Source organism: Shewanella sp. ENK2 (genome assembly GCF_043568515.1).
GTDB classification, from domain to species: domain Bacteria; phylum Pseudomonadota; class Gammaproteobacteria; order Enterobacterales; family Shewanellaceae; genus Shewanella; species Shewanella japonica.
This window is the reverse complement of record NZ_CP171406.1, coordinates 3,777,626-3,796,331: the sequence shown is the minus strand read 5'-3', so window position 1 is coordinate 3,796,331 and position 18,706 is coordinate 3,777,626. Positions and strand designations below refer to the sequence as shown.

Sequence of the window (18,706 nt, the reverse complement as noted above, 5' to 3'; positions counted from 1 at the left end):
GATTACTCCATGTGTAACTGGTTAAGCCTTAAAAAATGTCCAGGAGGATAACCTAACCAATGCTTAAAACTCTGCCTAAAATGACTAACATCGCCATAACCAAGGGTTTCAGCAATATCTTCAATAGACAGTTCATCAGCTAAAATAAGGTTAATTGCTGCTTGGCATCTCACTTGATCGACTAATTTTTGATAAGTCGTGCCAGCAGCGGATAGCTTTCGCCTTAGGCTTCGATCACTCATATGCATGGTTGATGCAAAGGGTTCTAATTTGGGGGAGTCGGCATACAAACTCGTATATGAGTTAACACCTCGTCAATGAAAGAAATACCATCAGGTACCGCTATTTGAGAAAGTTGATCAAATTGATAATCAAGCGGCGTGTTCAACACATCAAGGTTGATCCCCCATTCAAAAAAATCACAATCAAACGTCATTTGCGCCCCAGTAATTTGGCTTAAAAAAACTGTGGCATGCGGCGAAGAGGCAAAATGAATTTCGTCAATATTTACTGACCCTTTAACGAGTTGCCTTGCAGCACCCAATAACGCACATACGCTATGTTGAAACTGAAAAGAAAATTTATCTGCAGAGACTTTACCCGTGTTAAGCCAGCGTACCCAAAGTGTTGAGTCTTCTACTCGTATAAGTGTATCGGAGAAACTGCCAGCAAGATCGGGATTTTTAATGACAAACGTTAAGCATTCACCCAAGGTAGTGAACTGGTCAAAGAAAGGAAGTAATACATCGAGCGTTGAAACTTGGTAACTTGCCCCTAGTCTAGCGCCGATTTCATGATCTGGGCTTAAAGTGCGTAATTGCTCCATCGCAAACTCAACTTGCCATACATAAACAAACTGCATAGCGCTGAGTTCCAATGGCCCTAAGCCCAGTTGCTGGTATATTTCATTAGCAACACTCTCACCGAGGTGAGTTTCAATAAAGTTCAGTAAATTTCTCAATTCAAAAGCGGGATAACATTGGTCACCCACCTTCATATTGGCTTTATATCCTGACTCTTGTTGCATTTATACCCTTGTTATTTAATTGTGCTTTCGCGTTCCATCAAACGATTAATAACACCATCAACCGATAATGACGCTCCATGTGCGATTTTATCAGCAAGCTTTTTCTTCATTTGATATTTAATTTTAATAACTTGATGCTCTTTAACTAAACTCAAAATAACGTCATCACTGGTAGAAATAGCATCAATTAACCCTAACTCAATAGCTTGCTGACCATACCAATGCTCACCAGTTGCGACCTTAGCAATATCCATTTCGGGGCGATATTTGCTCACAAACTCTTTGAATAAAACATGGGTTTCTTCAAGCTCTTCTTGAAACTTCTCGCGACCCTCATCTGTATTCTCACCAAACACAGTTAATGTGCGTTTGAAGTCACCTGCTGTATGCTGCTCATAGTCGATATCATGTTTTTTAAGTAAACGACTAAAGTTTGGTAATTGCGCAACAACGCCAATAGAACCAACGATAGCAAAAGGAGCGGCATAAACTTTATCTGCGACACATGCCATCATGTAACCACCACTGGCAGCCACTTTATCAATACAAATTGTCAGTGGAATATTGGCTTGTTTTAATCTATCTAGCTGACTTGATGCCAACCCATAGCCATGGACCATGCCACCGCCACTTTCGACATTTACTAATACTTGATCATCTTTTTCTGCTATGGTTAAAATCGCAGTGATTTCCTCACGTAAAGAAGCAACTTCCCCAGCATCAATGCTGCCTTTAAAGTCGATAACAAACACCTTTGACGGCGTTGTTTCATCTTTTTCAGCCGCTTTTTCGTCAGCTTTTAGTTGCTTTTCGTAAGCCTTGTATTGTTTTTTAGAGAGCAGTTCTTCCTTTAACTCTTTTTCTAGCTGTTTAAGCTCATCGGTCATATTCGTTAACTTTAGCTCACCTTTGTCTGCTTTTTGTTTCATGCTGCTAGCTAAAACAACAATGACAACTGCAAGGATGGCGACAACGATAGTGACGGCTTTAGCGAGAAACATGCCGTACTCAGATAAAAACTCCAAAATACACTCCATAAAGAAAAACGTTATTAGCGCTATCTTAGCAGGAACTTAAACCATGTAGACAATAAAAAACCCAGCTAGTGCTGGGTTTTTAATCAATTAACGATGAAATATCATTAATTAGCTACAAGGTACAAGCACATCAGGATTATCAACAAGAATCGTCGCAGCCCCTAAGCCTGCAGTCTTGGCAAAAGCAGCAACTTGAGATTGCATTTCAACTGTTGCTAGTGCAGCCATGCCATCAGTAACGCCATCAATTTCATCAGGGCTCACTAGCGAGCTGTGATGACCTTTAGCGAAACGAACAACACCAGAACCTGCATTAGTTGAACTGACACAACCTAGACCTAAACCAGAGATTAACGGCTCAGTACCTGATAATGGGAAACCTTCAACCATATTAGGTAATACTTGATCAGGTAAGTTACCCGCACCATCTCCTGCGACTTCAATAAGGTGCACAGGTAATTGTGTATCAGCAAGTGCTGCTGCATGGTTTAATGGGTCTGCTGAGTCAACCGCCGTTTGTACTGCGAAAGCGAATGTTGGAATGAAGGCAGAGTAAACGGCTTGAACTAGTGCTTCATACTCAGGTGTACCAGGCTCATAGCCCGCTTCATTAGCTTCTTCAACTAACTCCATGAATGCTTCAGTACCTGTCACAGTATCAAATAATACTGGTCCAAAAGTAGCTGACCCCGCAAATGAACCTGCTAGACCACCTGCTGGTGCCACTAATGATGCCGCATTAATACCATAAGCATTAGGTAATTCAGTACCCGTTGTAGGGTCAACTAAACCAGTTGAAGCGTACGTTGATAACGTCGTACCTACAATGCCACCTAAGCTTAAGCCTTGAGCACTGATTTTACTGATATCAAATACTTGCTGACCACCCGCTTGAGCAATTTCTGTATACATACCAGTTAACAGTAGACGTAAACTTAAATGATCAAGGGTTGCTTGACGGAAGTTATCACGCACAGTAAGCGTACTCGCCACATTGACAAAAACTAATGGGTTACCGTTGGCATACTGAGGACCAAACAACTCGCTCGTTGCCGAGATGTCATAAACGCCATTACCTGTTGCATCGTATGAGCGATCGCCATGAAGTGGCATATCAATCGCAATCGTCGCAACACCAGCTGCAGCATAAGTACCAGCGTACGCTAATGCCATTTGCTTAGTTCCACCAAGACCATGTAAAGCCATAACCGTTGGCCAACCATTCGTCGGTGCAGCAAAAGGTAATCCAGCTTGTGCACTAAATGCCGCCAATTTAGCCGCATTTGGTAAGGTGATCTGAACTGTAACGTCTTCATAGCCCATTATCGCTGGGATAGGGTTAAACTTGGTTAAATGTTTAGTTGGATCGGCATCAGTACCGTCGTCTAACTTCCAAATTTTACCTGCCATAAGCGCAGGATTTTGCAGCGCAGCAGCTGGGTCAACGCCTTGAGCGACAGCTTGAGAACTAAAGTTAGCAACACTCATTGAGCCAGAATCAAGTGCTAATAATACTGAAACAGGACTATCACCATAAGCATGCCAACGACCATTTGGCGCTGTAGGTGCACCATCAACAATCGGAATTGTACAACTTGCAGAAGAACAATCACCGTAAATAGGCATACGAACTACTGCAGTATAAATTTCTGCTATATCAGAAACGACATAAGCAAGGCCATCTTCAACCGTTAAACCAGCCGCTTGCGCCACAGTAACCACACCACCGAATCCGTTATCCATTGGCATTGGAGGCTGAACAAATGCAGGCTTGTATGGATCGCTTGAAGCCATTAACAATTTAGTTGTCTCGTAAACATCTGCAACAGACTGCGTAGTGAATAAACCTGAATAAGAAACAGTTTCAGCATCTACACCGTGTTCAGCAGCTAACCCTTTCTCGTAGCTATTCACTAAACCTTGAAGTAAAAGTTGCTCATCAGTTTCTAACGGCTTAGTGTCAATATCGAGTTTCAGTAATGTATAAGTACTTGATGGTTCAATAGAACGACCTGCAGAATCTTGAATAAGATCCGTCGTTGCATAAATATATGATTGATTAGGTTTTAAGGCTTTAAGCGGCACAATGGCAATTGTGTTACCTGAAGCTTGCGCGATGAAGTCAACGCCAAACTGAAGTTCTGCGCCAATCTTACATGCTGAAAGTGTTAACGCATCTGAACACTCTGGATCAGTTGATAATGCGCCACCAACAGTTGCTTCAAATAGACGCACAGCGCCAGCTTGGAAAACAGAAGCAGCATCGATTGTTAACATCTCACCTGAATTATCAGTCGCAAGATCAACTGTGATTGAAATTGGAGATGTTGTAGACCAACCATCTAATGCACCTAAGGCAAGAGTTGGGTCAACATAGTCAATACCGTCTTCACCAGGAATCGCTAACGTACCATCTGTTGTACCGTTAAATAAAAGGTCATTTGGTAATGGCACTTCACCTGCTGCAGGATCAAATACCATTTGAGAGAATGGAATGAGTGGCTCGACAGAATCTTTTGCTTCATTTGTACTATCTTCACTACAGCCGCTGAGCCCAAGAGCAGATGCAATAGCAACACCCAATATGAGTCTTTTCATCTTTTTTCCCCAAATCTTGTTGTAATAATTTTAATTTCCCCAAAAATTGGTCACAATAGCGTAAACACATGACCATAAGGACATATTTTTGTCCTTAACTCATCTCAAGTTAACGTAAAATTATTGAGTTAGCTACATATTTGTTACATGCGAAAGTGCTACACGTTAACATTTATCAGTCATTTGTTTAAAACGAACGTTTATCTTTTGTTCGAATCTAGATTTGACGTGCTTTTGCGGCCGAAGGAAAAATTGAACCATGTTGGAATATCAAGCTAAAAAAGATTTACTAAAAAATAAAACAATTCTTGTTACTGGCGCTGGTGCTGGGATAGGTCGTGTTGCAGCAATTAATTTTGCAAAACATGGTGCTACTGTCATATTACTAGGTAAAACAGTCAAAAAATTAGAAGCCGTTTATGATGAAATAGAACAAGCTGGTTATCCAAAACCTGCCATCGTCCCTTTAGACTTAAAAGGAGCCACAGAGCAAAACTATAAAGATATGGCTGATACCATCGCTGAACAATTTGGTCACCTTGATGGCGTACTACATAATGCCAGCTTATTGGGCGCTTTAGGTCCGTTTGAGCACATTGACTTAGCGTCTCTTGAAGATGTGATGAAAATTAACGTTATATCCCAAGTGATTATGACTAAAGCATTACTGCCAATTATGCGCTCTGCCCCTTCTGCTTCATTGGTGTTTACTTCTAGTAGTGTTGGCCGTAAAGGGCGAGCTTATTGGGGGCCATATGCTTTTTCAAAATTTGCTACTGAAGGCATGATGGAAGTTTTAGCACATGAGTGTGAAGGTACCAATGTTCGTGTTAATAGTATTAACCCTGGTGCAACTCGCACAGAAATGAGAGCAAAAGCTTATCCTGGGGAAGATCCATTAACCTTAAAAACAGCTCAAGACATCATGCCAGTATATTTATATTTAATGGGCGATGATGCAAAGGATGTTAATGGTCAGCAGCTTAATGCTCAATAAGTCAGCCCTTTCAGCGACAATAAACAAATTAAATTGGTCATAAATTAGCGATAAAAAAGGGAGCAAACGCTCCCTTTTACTTTTGTGCTTTTTTAAAGCGAGTTAAAAACTGATTTGTTTCGCATTTTGTTCCACCAGCTTGTCACCAATACCCGCTACTTGAGTCAATTGATTAAGATTACTGAACTTACCATTTTTAGCACGGTAATCGATAATGGCCTTTGCCTTAGATTCGCCAATCCCTTTCAACTGCTGTAATTCAGCCGCGCTGGCTTTATTGATATTAACCTTAGCCATTTTTGAACTAGTCTGCTTAACAGTGTCATGTTGAGCAGCAACCTGTTTAGCAGTGCTATCCACTTGCTTTGCATGTAAGGGGGATTGGTACATCACAGAAAGTGCGCAGGCGCATATAACGCCCACTAAAAATGAGTGTTTCATGTTGAACTCCTTTAGTCCTATATTAAGTCGATCTGCTTCCTTAATTCCTTGATCGACACTGCAGCTACTTAAGTAACAACTAAATAACTGTCATAAAACTGTAGTCAAAAATCACAACAGGTCAAATTTCACCCAACTTAATCCTATTTTTGTCCGTTAACGTGGCTCTGATTCGACTTTGTCTTTCGAAGAGCTGAGAACCGAAGTCGAAAAACGCTTCAATTCACCCAGAAGCTGCTGATGTATCTGCCCAAGCTTAGGTCGGTTAGCCTCTTTAAATTTAAGAGGACGACATAGATTCATCGCCTGATATCCCAATCTAGCGGTTAGCAAGCCCCCCTAAACCTTGTGCAAGTCTTGCTGAGAGTTTTCCGGTCATTTCAACGGATAGTAGCTGTGTACCTAAATCCGTTACGACTTCTGTTGTACCCGCATACACAATATTGACGATGATACTTCTGATAAGTTTTATTCTGCTCCAGTAGCCAAGTTCGATACCGTAAATATCTGCGATTGCATTAATCATTCGTTGATTACGCCACAATATAATTGCCATATCCAAAACGGCAAGTGGACTTGCAGCTAGCAACAGTGCAGATTCAGCAGCAAAGCGGCTCACAACTTGTTTTGCTTGCTCATCACGCTCAATCACCACTAAGTCATCAAACAGCATGACCATTTCAGCGTCATTATGTTCCTGAGAATTTATCGCAAGGTATTGTTGCTTACCTTTAGAGTCAGGGTATTGCTGAATCAAGGGGTCGATGAAGCCCTTAGCTTCACCTCTTTGCATACTTTGACCTAGGCGCTCACCGACTTCTTGAGCATCTGCAACCCCTCGCAGTGCTGTCAGTTTTCGCCATTCCGACAGCGTAATGCTCAGAGCCCACGCGCAAACAACGCCCGTAACAGACATATAAAACCCAAATAGCCATGGGCTTTGTGTAAGCGCATTATTCAAGCCTAAAATTGTTTGAACAATCACCATAGCTAACATGCCGACTAAAGAAAGCTTTGCAAGTAACGACCAGCGCTTGGGTGATGACTTAGCCTCAAGGATATCAATATCTTCAGCCAATTCCGTCAGTGCATTTTCACAAATAAACTCAACTTCTTCAAAGGATTGACTTGGCTTTACATCAGTTTGCCCTTCAACAGAATCAGAACTAAAAACCTGTTGTTTTTTTAATGGAGTGTTCGATTTCGTCTCGTTTGGCTGGTTCATTATTGTAATTTGTCCCCTAGTAAAAACTGCAGCAAGTGATCTAAACGAATATGCTCAAAACGCGGGTCTGAGATTGATGACTGAGTAATTTTAGGTGGATTAAATGACACAAAGTTAAACCCTTGCTGGTGCCAAAAATTATCATCTGGTAGGGTTTGCGGCACTTCACCTGGGAATATTGTTAGCAGCTTATTGCCTTGATCCAATCCCCTAACCACTTCTTGCTCGCCACTTGCTGTTGTGACCATGCCATGTTGTGTGGCTTTAATTGCACTAATCGCCATAGTTTCGACTTCGCAGCCCTCATAATTGGCAAAATGTTGGCTGTGTTTTAATAAGTCACCCAATAAGTTAAGCACATGACCTTGTTGATCACGTGTCACTCTATCCACTTTACTCGCAGCAAATAATAACTTATCAATTTTAGGAGAAAACAACCGCTTCAGCAGGCTTGATTGACCAAAATGAAAGCTTTCAACAATACTATTTAGCGCATTGCCCATATCTTTAAATTGAGCTTTACCACTGTTTAAGCCATTAAAACAATCCACCAACACTAATTGACGATCGAAGCTGGCAAAATAATCACGATAAAATGGCTTTACAACAACGGATACATATTCTTGATATCGGTTTTTTAACACTTGGAAATAGCTGTTTTCTGGAGCAGATTCAAGTGTCGCTAATTGATCCGAGCTTAAATTAATCAATGGGAAAAATGCCAGCAGCGGAGTGTCAGCAAACTCACCTGGCAGTAACATACGGCCAGGCTGCGCAAGATAAAAACCATGTTGATGAACCAAATCAAGTAATAGTTTTTGATATAAATCAGAAATTTGCTTTAATTTATGCTCATCAGCTGTCTCGGTGAGCGCTAGAGCATTGAGCGCAACTTCAAAATCTACAAAATGTTCAGAATGTTGCAAACGACTCTTTACTTGAATTTGTGATTCTACCCATTGCGAATACGGTTGCTTAAGCATAGGTAAATCGAGCAGCCACTCTCCAGGATAATCAACAATATCCACATATAAGGTGGCGGTTTCGGTTAACTTAGCAAGTAACCCTTTTCTTGGACGATATTTAATCGCTAACCTAAGCTCAGAGATATTTCTGGTTGATGCAGGCCACTGTGCTGGTGATTGCGTGAGCGCATTTATCGCCCCTTGATAATCAAAACTAGCAATCGCAAGATCAGGCTGCATTGCTCGCTTAATACCAATCAACCTATTTTCTCGAGACACTTGCCATAAAGGTAATGGGTTATTTTTAACATTACTGCCCGCATGCAACATCTGATTGACTAAGCCAGTAATAAACGCTGTTTTACCTGCACCAGATAATCCCGTAACAGCGAGACGAACATGCCTATCTGTGCTTCGGTGAACAATTTGCTGGGTCTTTTTAGAAATTTTACTGATAGAACGATCAATAAAGCTCATATTGTCTCTCAAAATTCAATGAAATAGCATTCATCAGCTGCAAGAAGTTGTTAAGAATTAATATAACATTAAGGTAAAAGCAGAAAAACTCAAGGGCGGTAAACCGCCCATTGGAATGATTAGTCGAGGCCAATAATGATGAACTTAATTACCAATATTTTTAAACGCGCCTTACGACTAGATTAAACTAAAACAACCTTGATACAGCAAACTACAAGTTATTGATTTCTCTTTTTAAATCAAAATTATCAGAAGTCACATGGCGTTCTAGTCGTTGCAGTCTTATTTCTAAAGCATAAAACTGACTATTCACTTCATGTAAAGCTCGTTTAGCGGGTTCTCCAGCCTGCCAAACCTTCTTTTTCACTCCAATATCCTTGTGGTTTTTCGCATGTGTTGTATCTTCTGGTTTAATGTCCAAAATCATCCATAGTGCTATGTATATGACGATTACCGGACCTCCGCCACCCAATAAGAATATTGAGATGGCCAATACACGCACTAACCAGGTTTCAAAGTTGAAGTAATCGGCAATCCCTGCACATACACCTGAAACCTTACCAGTTTTGGGAATACGGTATAAAGTACGACCGTTAGCTTTGCTCATCTTTTCCCCTCCATTCTGGTGCTTCTGTATCTAAAATAGCTTCCAATGTTTCGATTCGCTGACCCATTTTATCTGCTTGGGCAATTAAATCATTTAGTTGAGTAAACTCCGCCTCAGTGAGCCCCTGGCTCACTTGTCGCTTGCTGCGATAATGAAGAACCAACCAGATAGGTGCCACAATTACTAAAAAAATGATAATTGGGGCAATAAGAAGATCCATATCCATAACTCACCTCTGAAAAAAGTTTACTTGTCTGATTTAGTTTTTGATTTAGGCGCTGACTTTGCTTTAACCTTCGCTTTTAACGCTTCAAGCTCTTCATTAACAGAGTCTTCAGCTTCTAATGCGGCGAATTCATCAGCCAGATTACCTTTTTTACCTAGGTCATAAGCTTCTACTTGTGACTCTAAGCCTTCTACACGGCGCTCGTAGTTTTCAAACTTCGCCATCGCATCGTCAATTTTGCTCGAATCAAGCTGCTTTTTCACTTCTAGACGTGAAGAGGCAGTTTGCTTGCGCATAATAATCGTTTTTTGACGTGCTCTTGCATCATTAAGCTTCTCTTGAAGTTGTTCAACTTCTTGCTTAAGACGGGCAATATGCTCTTCAACTACTTGAAGCTCCATTTCAAGTGTTTCTAGCATGGTCACTGTTTTTTGTTTCTCAACCAGTGCCGCTTTCGCAAGGTCTTCTCTATCTTTAGATAAAGCAAGTTCTGCTTTTGCTTGCCAGTCGATAACTTGTTCTTGTACTCGGCTAATACGGCGGAGTAATTCTTTCTTTTCTGCTAATACTTTTGCAGACGTTGAACGAACCTCTACCAGCGTGTCTTCCATTTCCTGAATAATCAGGCGTACCATTTTTTCTGGATCTTCTGCTTTATCTAATAAAGCGCTGATGTTTGAATTAATGATATCTGCAAAGCGTGAGAAGATTCCCATAATGTTTCCCTCAAATATTTTGTTAGTGTCGAAGTTTATTATTCACAACCTGTGCCAACTTTACAAAAACATTATATTTCAATGATATAACCAAAAAATTAACTTTTTCTTTATTTTAGTGCGTTAGCCAACTATTATGATTTTCACCACTTGTTAGCGTATTAGACTAAAAATTACAGTGACTAGACAATTTGAGCAAGACAATCTTATCGGACAATCTAATGCTTTGTTAGAAGTTTTAGAACACGTGTCTAAAGTTGCCCCACTTTCTAAACCCGTATTAATCATCGGTGAACGTGGTACAGGTAAAGAGTTAATTGCCGAGCGTTTACATTACCTATCTGCACGCTGGGATCAAGAGTTCATTAAACTAAACTGTTCTTCTTTAAGTGAATCTTTATTAGAAAGTGAGTTGTTTGGCCATGAATCTGGTGCTTTTACTGGGGCTAAGGGTAAACATGAAGGCCGATTTGAACGTGCGGATGATGGTACGTTATTTTTAGATGAGCTTGCTAATACCTCTGGTCTTATTCAAGAAAAGCTATTACGTGTAATTGAGTATGGTGAATTTGAACGTGTTGGTGGCAGTAAAACAGTACAAACCAATGTTCGTTTAATTTGTGCGGCAAATGAAGACTTACCAACCTTGGCGGAAAATGGTGAGTTTCGCGCAGATTTACTCGATAGACTGGCGTTTGACGTTATTACCTTACCTCCGCTTCGCTGTCGTACAGAAGATATTATGCCGTTAGCGGAATATTTTGCTGTCAGTATGGCAAGACAACTTGATTTAGACTTTTTTGGTGGTTTTAGTCCTGTCGCTATTGAGCAACTAATGAGTCACCGATGGCCGGGTAATATTCGCGAGCTTAAAAACGTGGTCGAGCGAAGCGTTTATCGTCGTGGCTCAGAAGGGGATGAAATTGACCATATTATTTTAGATCCATTTGCTTCCCCTTACCGCCCGACAAAACGTGTTAGAACACGAGAGCGTCAACAAGAACCTATCGCTAAGCCAAATATGATTGATGATGCACCAACATCATCTGAACAAGGTACTAATGTGGAGCCTAGTACTTCAAACAATAATGCTGCAGACAATAAAGTAACCTTCCCGATTAACTTTAAGGAACACACAGAAAACTACGAAGTTGAATTATTAAAAAGTGCTCTTTCTGAAAGCCAATTTAATCAAAAGAAAACAGCTGAGTTACTAGGCTTAAGCTATCATCAACTACGTGGGATATTAAAAAAATATAATCTGTTGGAGAAGGCTTAATATGATATTTGCTCCCAAGTTATTAACACTGCTAAAATAGACACTTATAGTCTAAATAAAATGATGAAAAAATGCGTGTAAATACAGAACGCTGGAATCCATTAGCATTTCTCTGTGTACTATCTTTTTTAGTCACAGCTTGTGGTGAGCTTAATGTTCCGTCAGGGATAGTTTATTGCTCTGAAGGTAATCCAGAAACATTTAACCCGCAACTAATTACATCAGGCACGACGATTGATGCAAGTTCACATCAGCTATATAACCGCCTAATTGAATACAACAATGACTCTTCTGATTACATCCCATCTCTTGCCACTGACTGGCGCGTATCAGAAGATGGTTTACGTTATCACTTCACTTTACGTGAAAACGTACAGTTTCAATATAATGAACTGTTTAACCCGTCTCGCAACATGAATGCGGATGATGTCATTTTCTCTTTTGAGCGAATCATCAATATTGAACATCCCTACCATCTCGTCAGTCGTACCGGTTATCCTTTTTTCCAAAGTATCGACTTTTCCACCTTAGTAACTGACATTGAAAAAGTGAATGACCATGAAGTCATCTTTCACCTTGCCTATAAAGATGCCTCTTTTTTATCTAATCTTGCCACGGACTTTGCCGTAATTTTATCTGCTGAATATGCTGAGCAACAACTCGAGGCTGGCACACCTGAAAATCTAGATTATTTTGCCATTGGCACTGGGCCGTTTTATTTAGCTGAATACGTCAAAAACGATTACATTCGCTTTAAACGCAATCAGTATTACTGGGGAAAAAATGCAGAAATAGATTTACTTGTATTTGATATTACTCCTAAAAGCGAAGCAAGGTTAGCCAAGATTATTACTCAAGACTGCCAAGTCTCAGCCCTGCCTAAAGCCAATGAGCTTAAAGTCATAAGCAAACATAAGCACCTAGAGGTCAGTACAAAACCAGGGCTTAATGTTGCATTTTGGGCATTTAACACCCAAAAGCCTCCTTTAGATGATGTCAGAGTTCGCCAGGCTTTAGCCCATGCTGTAGATAAACAGAATATCCTTAATGTGGTGTACCATGACACAGCTGTTGCCGCGACAGGTATTTTACCACCAGCATCCTGGGCTTATTCAGAAATTGAAGATGCTAATGATTTTGATCCAGAAAAAGCCAAATATTTACTGGATGAAGCAGGAGTAACGGACTTAACATTTGATATTTGGGCGATGCCAGTGGTGCGGATTTACAATCCTAATGCACTAAAAACAGCCGAATTGATTCAAGCAGACCTTGCCAATATCGGTGTTAAAGTCAATATTGTCAGCTATGACTGGAGTGTATTTACTCAGAAGTTAATTTCCAGTGATTATGATTCCGTACTGATTGGCTGGAATGCCGATAATACTGATCCAGATAACTTTTTTACCCCTCTATTAAGTTGCAGCGCATTAGAATCGAACAATAACCGTTCTCGCTGGTGTTCTGCAGAACTAGATAATATATTAGCCAAAGCAAAAGAAACACGCGTGATGTCAGAGCGTAAGCAGCTTTATAGACAAGCTGAGACGTTAATCACCAAGAATGTTCCTATGGTAAATCTTGCTCATGCACAGAAGCTACTGCTTAAGAATACCGACGTTGCGGTTAAAAATGTCAACCCATACGGCGGAATGTCTTTCTCCAATGTGCAATTAGTTAATGAGGAGAAAACTCGCTAATGTGGCGCTACCTACTCCGACGAATTAATCTATTTTTTGCCACTTCATTAGTCATGATGGCAGTGCTATTTTTTGCCACAGGTATGTTCCCTGTAGACAAAAGTTATGCATTAACAGGTATTCAAACTCCGACAGCCGAGCAACAAATTCAGGCCACTGAAGATTTTAATCTCGATGGTAACCAACTGAGTCAATTTATTGCTTACCTAAGTCAGCGCTTAAGTGGCAATTTCGGTATATCTATCAACTCTCAACAAAGTGTCGCAGACGAATTGAGTGCCGTTTTACCCGCCTCGTTTGAGTTGTCTATGTTTGCTGGAGTCATTGCGATCTGCTTTGGCGTCCCTTTGGGGGTATTGGCGTCTTTAAGTAAAAGTAAGTCGATTCAACGTAGTATTTTAGCCGTAACACTAACAGGCTATTCAATACCTGTATTCTGGTTAGGATTGACATTATCTCTATGGTTTGGGGTGCAGCTTGAGTGGTTACCCATTTCCGGGCAGATAAATTTACTATATGAAATAGAACCCGTTACTCGGATCATGTTGATTGATATTTTATTGTCAGAAGAAAGCTATCGTATGTCAGCTTTTAAAGATGCACTTTTACATATCATATTACCTGCAGTAACGTTAGCAGTCTTACCCTTTACTGTCGTCATTCGCATTACTCGCCAAGCAATGATGACTGTTATGACTCAAACGTATATCCGCGCAGCTGAGGCTCGTGGGTTAAATACTTACCGTATTTTAATCAAGCACGCCCTTCCCAATGCGCTTATTCCAGTTCTGAAAGCCTTTGGGTTAATGCTCGGTTCATTTGCCAGCTATGGTATCGTTGTTGAAGTTATATTCTCATGGCCTGGTGTAGGTTCTTGGCTTATCAATGGAATTTACCAGCGCGATTACACAGTGATACAAGCTGGGATTTTATCGGTTTCGTTATTGATTATCTTTTTAAGTATTATGATCGAACTTGTGCATACCTCTATTAACCCAATTAATAGGAAAGAAATGTATGCCAATTAATCACCTCTATAAAGAGGAACAGATCACTTCCCCCTTAAGGGAGTTATGGCGTTCATTCGCTAGTAACCCCTTTGCTGTTGCAGGTTTGTGGGCTGTTATTTTCTTATTGATACTTGTCGCCCTTGGCCCTTTGCTGGCTCCTTTTCAACCTGAGATGCAAAATCCAAATGCGATATTACTACCACCGTCTTGGGATCCAACAGGCCATGTTTCCCATTTTCTCGGCACTGACGACTTAGGCAGAGACTTATTCAGCCGAATTTTACATGGCGTTCGACTGACTTTTGGTATGTCGCTTATCGTTGTTGTCTGCGCATTAGTCGTGGGGTTTATTATTGGCTCTTTGTCAGGCATGATGCGTGGATTAAAATCCAGTATCCTTGGCCATCTATTTGATGCACTACTGTCCATCCCATCACTCCTACTTGCTATCTTGGTGGTGGCAGTTACAGGCCCTGGTTTAAGCAATGTTTTTTGGGCTGTTGGTATCGCATTAACACCACAGTTTGTAAGGGCTATTCACCAGGCGGTTCATGAAGAACTGCAAAAAGAGTACGTCACTGCTGCAAGGTTGGATGGTGCAAGTTCACTGCAAATTTTCTGGTACGTCATTATGCCCAATGTATGGGAAGTGGTGATCATACAAACCACCATTGCGATATCGGTGGCGATTCTTGATATTGCTGCATTAGGCTTTTTAAACCTTGGTGCTCAAGCCCCAAGCTCTGAATGGGGCTCAATGATTTTTCAAGGGTTAAGCAGTTTGCTCATTGCACCTTGGACAATCACCATTCCAGGCCTTGCCATTTTGTTTACCGTTTTATCCATCAACTTAGTGGGTGACGGACTACGCTCGGCACTAGCGCCGATAAGAAACTAAGCTTATGCCATTACTCGATATCAGAAATCTCACCATTGAGCTTGATACGCCACAGGGCAAAGTCAAAGTCCTTGAAAAGGTCAGTTTAACCATTAACCCTGGTGAAATTCATGGTTTAGTTGGAGAGTCTGGTTCTGGCCGAAGCTTGTTAGCAAAAGCCGTACTCGGAGTACTTAGTCCGAACTGGAACATCATTGCAGATCGTATGATGTGGGATGGGCAAAACCTCATGGAAATGTCGACAAAACAGCGCCGCAACCTAATGGGCTCTGATATGACGATGATATTTCAAGACCCATCAGGTAGTTTAGATCCGGTGAAAACCATTGGCAGTCAATTAATCGAGTCGTTAACCCCCAATAAAGCGGTACCCTTTTGGCGACGTGCTAAAGACACGCGATTAACGGCGCAAAAGTGGTTGCATAAAGTGGGTATAAAACACCCTAAACGCATTATGAAAAGCTACCCTTGGGAGCTATCGGAAGGTGAATGCCAAAAAGTCATGATTGCAATGGCTGTCGCAAATCATCCACGTTTGTTAATTGCCGACGAACCAACAAACTCGATGGAGCTTAGTACTCAAGCGCAAATCTTCCGTTTATTGTCCCAGCTTAACCAATTGCAAAACGTTTCAATTCTACTGGTTAGCCATGAATTAGAAACGCTAGTTAAATGGTGCGATCGCATCAGTATTTTGTATAGTGGTCAAATTATGGAAACGGGGCCGGTAGCTGAGTTAGTTACCTCCCCTTATCATCCATATACAAAGGCTTTATTCAAAAACTTGCCTGAACATACTGGCAAGTTAAAACACAAATCATATTTACCTTCTATGCCAGGTTCATCCCCTTCATTGCAGCACTTACCTGCCGGTTGTCGGCTCGGACCTAGATGTCCAGATGCTGAGCGCCAATGTGTAATACAGCCGAGTCTTACTCACGAAAAAGACCGCTATTATGCCTGCCACTTTCCATACAAGAATGAGATAGAAGATGACAACGCCATTACTTAAAGTAACCGAACTAAGTAAGCGCTATTTTACGGGCTACAAGCGCTTTAAAGCTCAGTACAACCATGCGCTGTCCCCTGTCTCATTTGAATTAGAACGAGGCCAAACACTCGCCATTGTTGGTGAGGTCAGCTCAGGTAAAAGCACCTTGGCTCGTATGTTAGTTGGAGCAGAATCACGTTCTGGCGGAACCATAGAGTTTGAAGGCGAAGCGCTAGAAGCTAAAAACTTAAAACAGCGTTGTAGATTGATTCGAATGATTTTTCAAGACCCTAATACATCACTCAACCCGAGGTTGACCATTGGTGAGCTACTTGAAGAACCACTTAGATTTAATACGGCAATGCCAAGAGCAGAACGAATCGCTCAGGTCGTCGATACGTTACGAAAAGTCGGTTTATTGCCAGAGCACGCCAGTTTTTACCCTCATATGGTATCGGAAGGACAAAAACAGCGGGTCGCAGTTGCTAGGGCATTAATGCTTAATCCTAAAATTATTATTGCTGATGAAGCATTAACCTCACTCGATTTATCGGTGCGTTCGCAAATTTTAAACCTGCTGTTAAAGCTACAAAAAGAGATGGGGTTATCTTATATTTTCGTGACCCACAACCTTAATGTCGTCCGACACTTTAGCGACAAGGTGATGGTGCTCAATAAAGGGGTATTGATTGAAAAAAATACCACTGCAGAATTATTTGAAAACCCGCAAGAAGAATACACTCGAAGACTCATTGCTGAGCAAGCTCAGTTAACCGCAAAGCGATAAACTGCTCCAACCACTGAGTTATTTTGGCTTTTTTACTAAAAATAAGTGCCATTTCGATGGCTAACTATTTATCCTAAGGCCAATGTTAAAGGAAAAAGAAAAATTATGATTATTAAACCAAAAACACGCGGCTTTATTTGCACCACAACTCACCCACTAGGATGTGAAGCAAACGTCAAAGAACAAATTGAACTAACCAAAGCCAAAGGTAAAATTGCCAACGGCCCTAAAAAAGTATTAGTTGTCGGTTCTTCAAGTGGTTATGGCTTATCATCACGTATTGCCTCAGCTTTTGGTAGTGACGCAGCCACCATCGGTGTATTCTTTGAAAAACCAAGCACCGAAACGAAACCAGGTACAGCTGGTTGGTATAATTCAGCTTATTTCGATAAATTTGCTAAAGCTGAAGGCCTGTATTCAAAAAGCATTAACTGTGATGCGTTCAGTCACGAAGCTAAGCAAAAAGTCATTGAGCTTATCAAACAAGACTTAGGCCAAATTGATATGGTCGTTTATTCACTGGCATCACCAGTTCGTAAACTACCTGATACTGGCGAAGTCATCCGTTCAAGCCTTAAACCAATTGGTGAAACTTATACAGCAACGGCTGTAGACACCAATAAAAACACCATTATTGAAACATCTGTAGAGCCAGCTACTGAGCAAGAAATTGCCGACACCGTTACGGTAATGGGTGGAGAAGACTGGGAATTATGGATGAATGCACTTAGCGAAGCTGGTGTATTAACCGATAATTGTAAAACAGTTGCTTACAGCTATATCGGTACTGAAATCACATGGCCTATATACTGGCACGGTGCATTGGGTAAAGCCAAAATGGATTTAGATAGAGCTGCACATGCACTGAATACAAAGTTATCTGCGACTGGCGGTTCTGCTAATGTTGCTGTACTTAAAAGTGTAGTGACTCAAGCAAGTTCTGCAATTCCTGTTATGCCGCTTTATATTGCCATGGTCTTTAAAAAGATGCGTGAAGAAGGTGTGCATGAAGGCTGTATGGATCAAATTTATCGCATGTTTAGCGAACGCTTATTCCGTGAAGACGGGCAAGCTGCAGCAACAGATGACAGTAATCGCTTACGTCTTGATGATTGGGAATTACGCGAAGAGATTCAAAAACATTGCCGCGACTTGTGGGCTGATGTAACCACTGAAAATTTAGCTGAATTAACAGATTATAACGAATATAAAGAAGAGTTCTTGAAACTGTTCGGCTTCGGTATAGACGGTATTGATTATGATGCAGACGTAAACCCTAACGTAACGTTTGATGTCATCAGCTTATAATTTAACGTCGAGAGAATGTTAAATAACAGCAGGGGTTAACCTAATGCTGACAATTAAAAAATCAGCCTCAAATGAGGCTGATTTTTTTAAAATAACTGGCTAATAAACATCCCTAGTTTTACGAGCACACACCCACCCGCTCCCATCATAAATAAATACATATAGAAAAAACCAACGCCCCCCATTGAAGGATCGTTATGAGCTTCTATCGACACTTTAGACACAGCAAATATAAAACAAAAGTTGAGTAGTAAACTGATAATAAAATAGTCACCGAATACAGGGCTAAACCCACCTAATGCCGCAAAAGGCATGATCAACAGATCTGAAAATTCAGTTTCATTGGTTTTATACACTTCTAACGCTCGACTCAAGGTCCAAATGATGACCCCGATAAACATGCATAGCGAAACACCT

18 protein-coding genes and 1 pseudogene are annotated in these 18,706 nt (G+C 40.9%); 8 read left to right on the top strand and 11 right to left on the bottom strand.

Annotated features, from left to right (window positions below; genetic code table 11):
• Positions 1-2: 2 nt before the first annotated feature.
• The 4 genes from ACGEDC_RS16670 to ACGEDC_RS16655 all read right to left on the bottom strand — a co-directional run bounded on the left by ACGEDC_RS16670 (position 3) and on the right by ACGEDC_RS16655 (position 4,662).
• A complete protein-coding gene (locus ACGEDC_RS16670; protein WP_394494575.1) occupies positions 3-242 on the bottom strand; it encodes a helix-turn-helix transcriptional regulator in 240 nt (79 codons plus the stop codon).
• 23 nt (positions 243-265) lie between these two features.
• The gene (locus ACGEDC_RS16665; RefSeq protein WP_394494573.1) at positions 266-1,027 is read right to left on the bottom strand and encodes an AraC family transcriptional regulator ligand-binding domain-containing protein; all 762 of its coding nucleotides are present in this window, start codon (positions 1,025-1,027) and stop codon (positions 266-268) included.
• A gap of 11 nt (positions 1,028-1,038) precedes the next feature.
• Positions 1,039-2,052 (bottom strand): protease SohB, encoded by a 1,014-nt coding sequence (sohB, locus tag ACGEDC_RS16660; protein WP_080915446.1) that lies wholly within the window; start codon positions 2,050-2,052, stop codon positions 1,039-1,041.
• Between the two features lie 120 nt (positions 2,053-2,172).
• Positions 2,173-4,662 carry a VolA/Pla-1 family phospholipase gene (locus ACGEDC_RS16655; RefSeq protein ID WP_192022505.1) on the bottom strand — a complete coding sequence of 830 codons (2,490 nt, stop codon included), beginning with the start codon at positions 4,660-4,662 and terminating at the stop codon, positions 2,173-2,175.
• A 259-nt stretch (positions 4,663-4,921) separates the two neighbouring features.
• Here ACGEDC_RS16655 and ACGEDC_RS16650 point away from each other — a divergent pair, with 259 nt between their 5' ends.
• Positions 4,922-5,659: a YciK family oxidoreductase gene (locus ACGEDC_RS16650; RefSeq protein WP_065108362.1), complete on the top strand. Its 738-nt coding sequence runs from the start codon at positions 4,922-4,924 to the stop codon at positions 5,657-5,659.
• 102 nt (positions 5,660-5,761) lie between these two features.
• Here ACGEDC_RS16650 and ACGEDC_RS16645 read toward each other — a convergent pair whose 3' ends face one another.
• From ACGEDC_RS16645 to pspA, 6 genes and pseudogenes are all read right to left on the bottom strand, one after another.
• Positions 5,762-6,100 carry a ComEA family DNA-binding protein gene (locus tag ACGEDC_RS16645; protein ID WP_394494569.1) on the bottom strand — a complete coding sequence of 113 codons (339 nt, stop codon included), beginning with the start codon at positions 6,098-6,100 and terminating at the stop codon, positions 5,762-5,764.
• A 156-nt stretch (positions 6,101-6,256) separates the two neighbouring features.
• Positions 6,257-7,325 (bottom strand): annotated as a pseudogene (locus ACGEDC_RS16640) (TIGR01620 family protein).
• The gene (locus ACGEDC_RS16635) at positions 7,325-8,767 is read right to left on the bottom strand and encodes a YcjX family protein (protein WP_394494567.1); all 1,443 of its coding nucleotides are present in this window, start codon (positions 8,765-8,767) and stop codon (positions 7,325-7,327) included. Before ACGEDC_RS16635 ends, ACGEDC_RS16640 begins: the two are co-directional and overlap by 1 nt.
• Positions 8,768-8,978: 211 nt before the next feature.
• Positions 8,979-9,374: an envelope stress response membrane protein PspC gene (pspC, locus tag ACGEDC_RS16630; protein WP_055023860.1), complete on the bottom strand. Its 396-nt coding sequence runs from the start codon at positions 9,372-9,374 to the stop codon at positions 8,979-8,981.
• The gene (pspB, locus tag ACGEDC_RS16625; protein WP_119968372.1) at positions 9,361-9,600 is read right to left on the bottom strand and encodes an envelope stress response membrane protein PspB; all 240 of its coding nucleotides are present in this window, start codon (positions 9,598-9,600) and stop codon (positions 9,361-9,363) included. Before pspB ends, pspC begins: the two co-directional genes overlap by 14 nt.
• Before the next feature lie 20 nt (positions 9,601-9,620).
• Positions 9,621-10,316, bottom strand: a complete 696-nt coding sequence (gene pspA / locus ACGEDC_RS16620; RefSeq protein ID WP_055023861.1) for a phage shock protein PspA — start codon at positions 10,314-10,316, stop codon at positions 9,621-9,623.
• Between the two features lie 178 nt (positions 10,317-10,494).
• Between pspA and pspF the strand changes: the two genes are divergently transcribed.
• From pspF to fabV, 7 genes are all read left to right on the top strand, one after another.
• The gene (gene pspF / locus ACGEDC_RS16615; protein WP_394494563.1) at positions 10,495-11,595 is read left to right on the top strand and encodes a phage shock protein operon transcriptional activator; all 1,101 of its coding nucleotides are present in this window, start codon (positions 10,495-10,497) and stop codon (positions 11,593-11,595) included.
• Positions 11,596-11,666: 71 nt separating this feature from the next.
• Positions 11,667-13,295, top strand: a complete 1,629-nt coding sequence (locus ACGEDC_RS16610; protein ID WP_394494561.1) for an ABC transporter substrate-binding protein — start codon at positions 11,667-11,669, stop codon at positions 13,293-13,295.
• Entirely contained in the window at positions 13,295-14,323 is a 1,029-nt protein-coding gene (locus tag ACGEDC_RS16605; RefSeq protein ID WP_394494559.1) for an ABC transporter permease subunit, read from the top strand. The genes ACGEDC_RS16610 and ACGEDC_RS16605 overlap by 1 nt, the downstream gene beginning before the upstream one ends.
• Complete coding sequence (locus ACGEDC_RS16600; RefSeq protein WP_394494557.1) at positions 14,313-15,203, top strand: ABC transporter permease subunit; 891 nt, start codon at positions 14,313-14,315, stop codon at positions 15,201-15,203. The genes ACGEDC_RS16605 and ACGEDC_RS16600 overlap by 11 nt, the downstream gene beginning before the upstream one ends.
• Before the next feature lie 4 nt (positions 15,204-15,207).
• Positions 15,208-16,215: an oligopeptide/dipeptide ABC transporter ATP-binding protein gene (locus tag ACGEDC_RS16595; RefSeq protein WP_394494555.1), complete on the top strand. Its 1,008-nt coding sequence runs from the start codon at positions 15,208-15,210 to the stop codon at positions 16,213-16,215.
• Positions 16,196-16,981, top strand: coding sequence for an ATP-binding cassette domain-containing protein (locus ACGEDC_RS16590; RefSeq protein ID WP_065108370.1), 786 nt, complete (start codon positions 16,196-16,198; stop codon positions 16,979-16,981). Before ACGEDC_RS16595 ends, ACGEDC_RS16590 begins: the two co-directional genes overlap by 20 nt.
• Before the next feature lie 105 nt (positions 16,982-17,086).
• Positions 17,087-18,289 carry an enoyl-ACP reductase FabV gene (gene fabV, locus ACGEDC_RS16585; protein ID WP_065108371.1) on the top strand — a complete coding sequence of 401 codons (1,203 nt, stop codon included), beginning with the start codon at positions 17,087-17,089 and terminating at the stop codon, positions 18,287-18,289.
• 86 nt (positions 18,290-18,375) lie between these two features.
• Here fabV and ACGEDC_RS16580 read toward each other — a convergent pair whose 3' ends face one another.
• Complete coding sequence (locus ACGEDC_RS16580; RefSeq protein WP_394494552.1) at positions 18,376-18,690, bottom strand: hypothetical protein; 315 nt, start codon at positions 18,688-18,690, stop codon at positions 18,376-18,378.
• Positions 18,691-18,706: the final 16 nt, after the last annotated feature.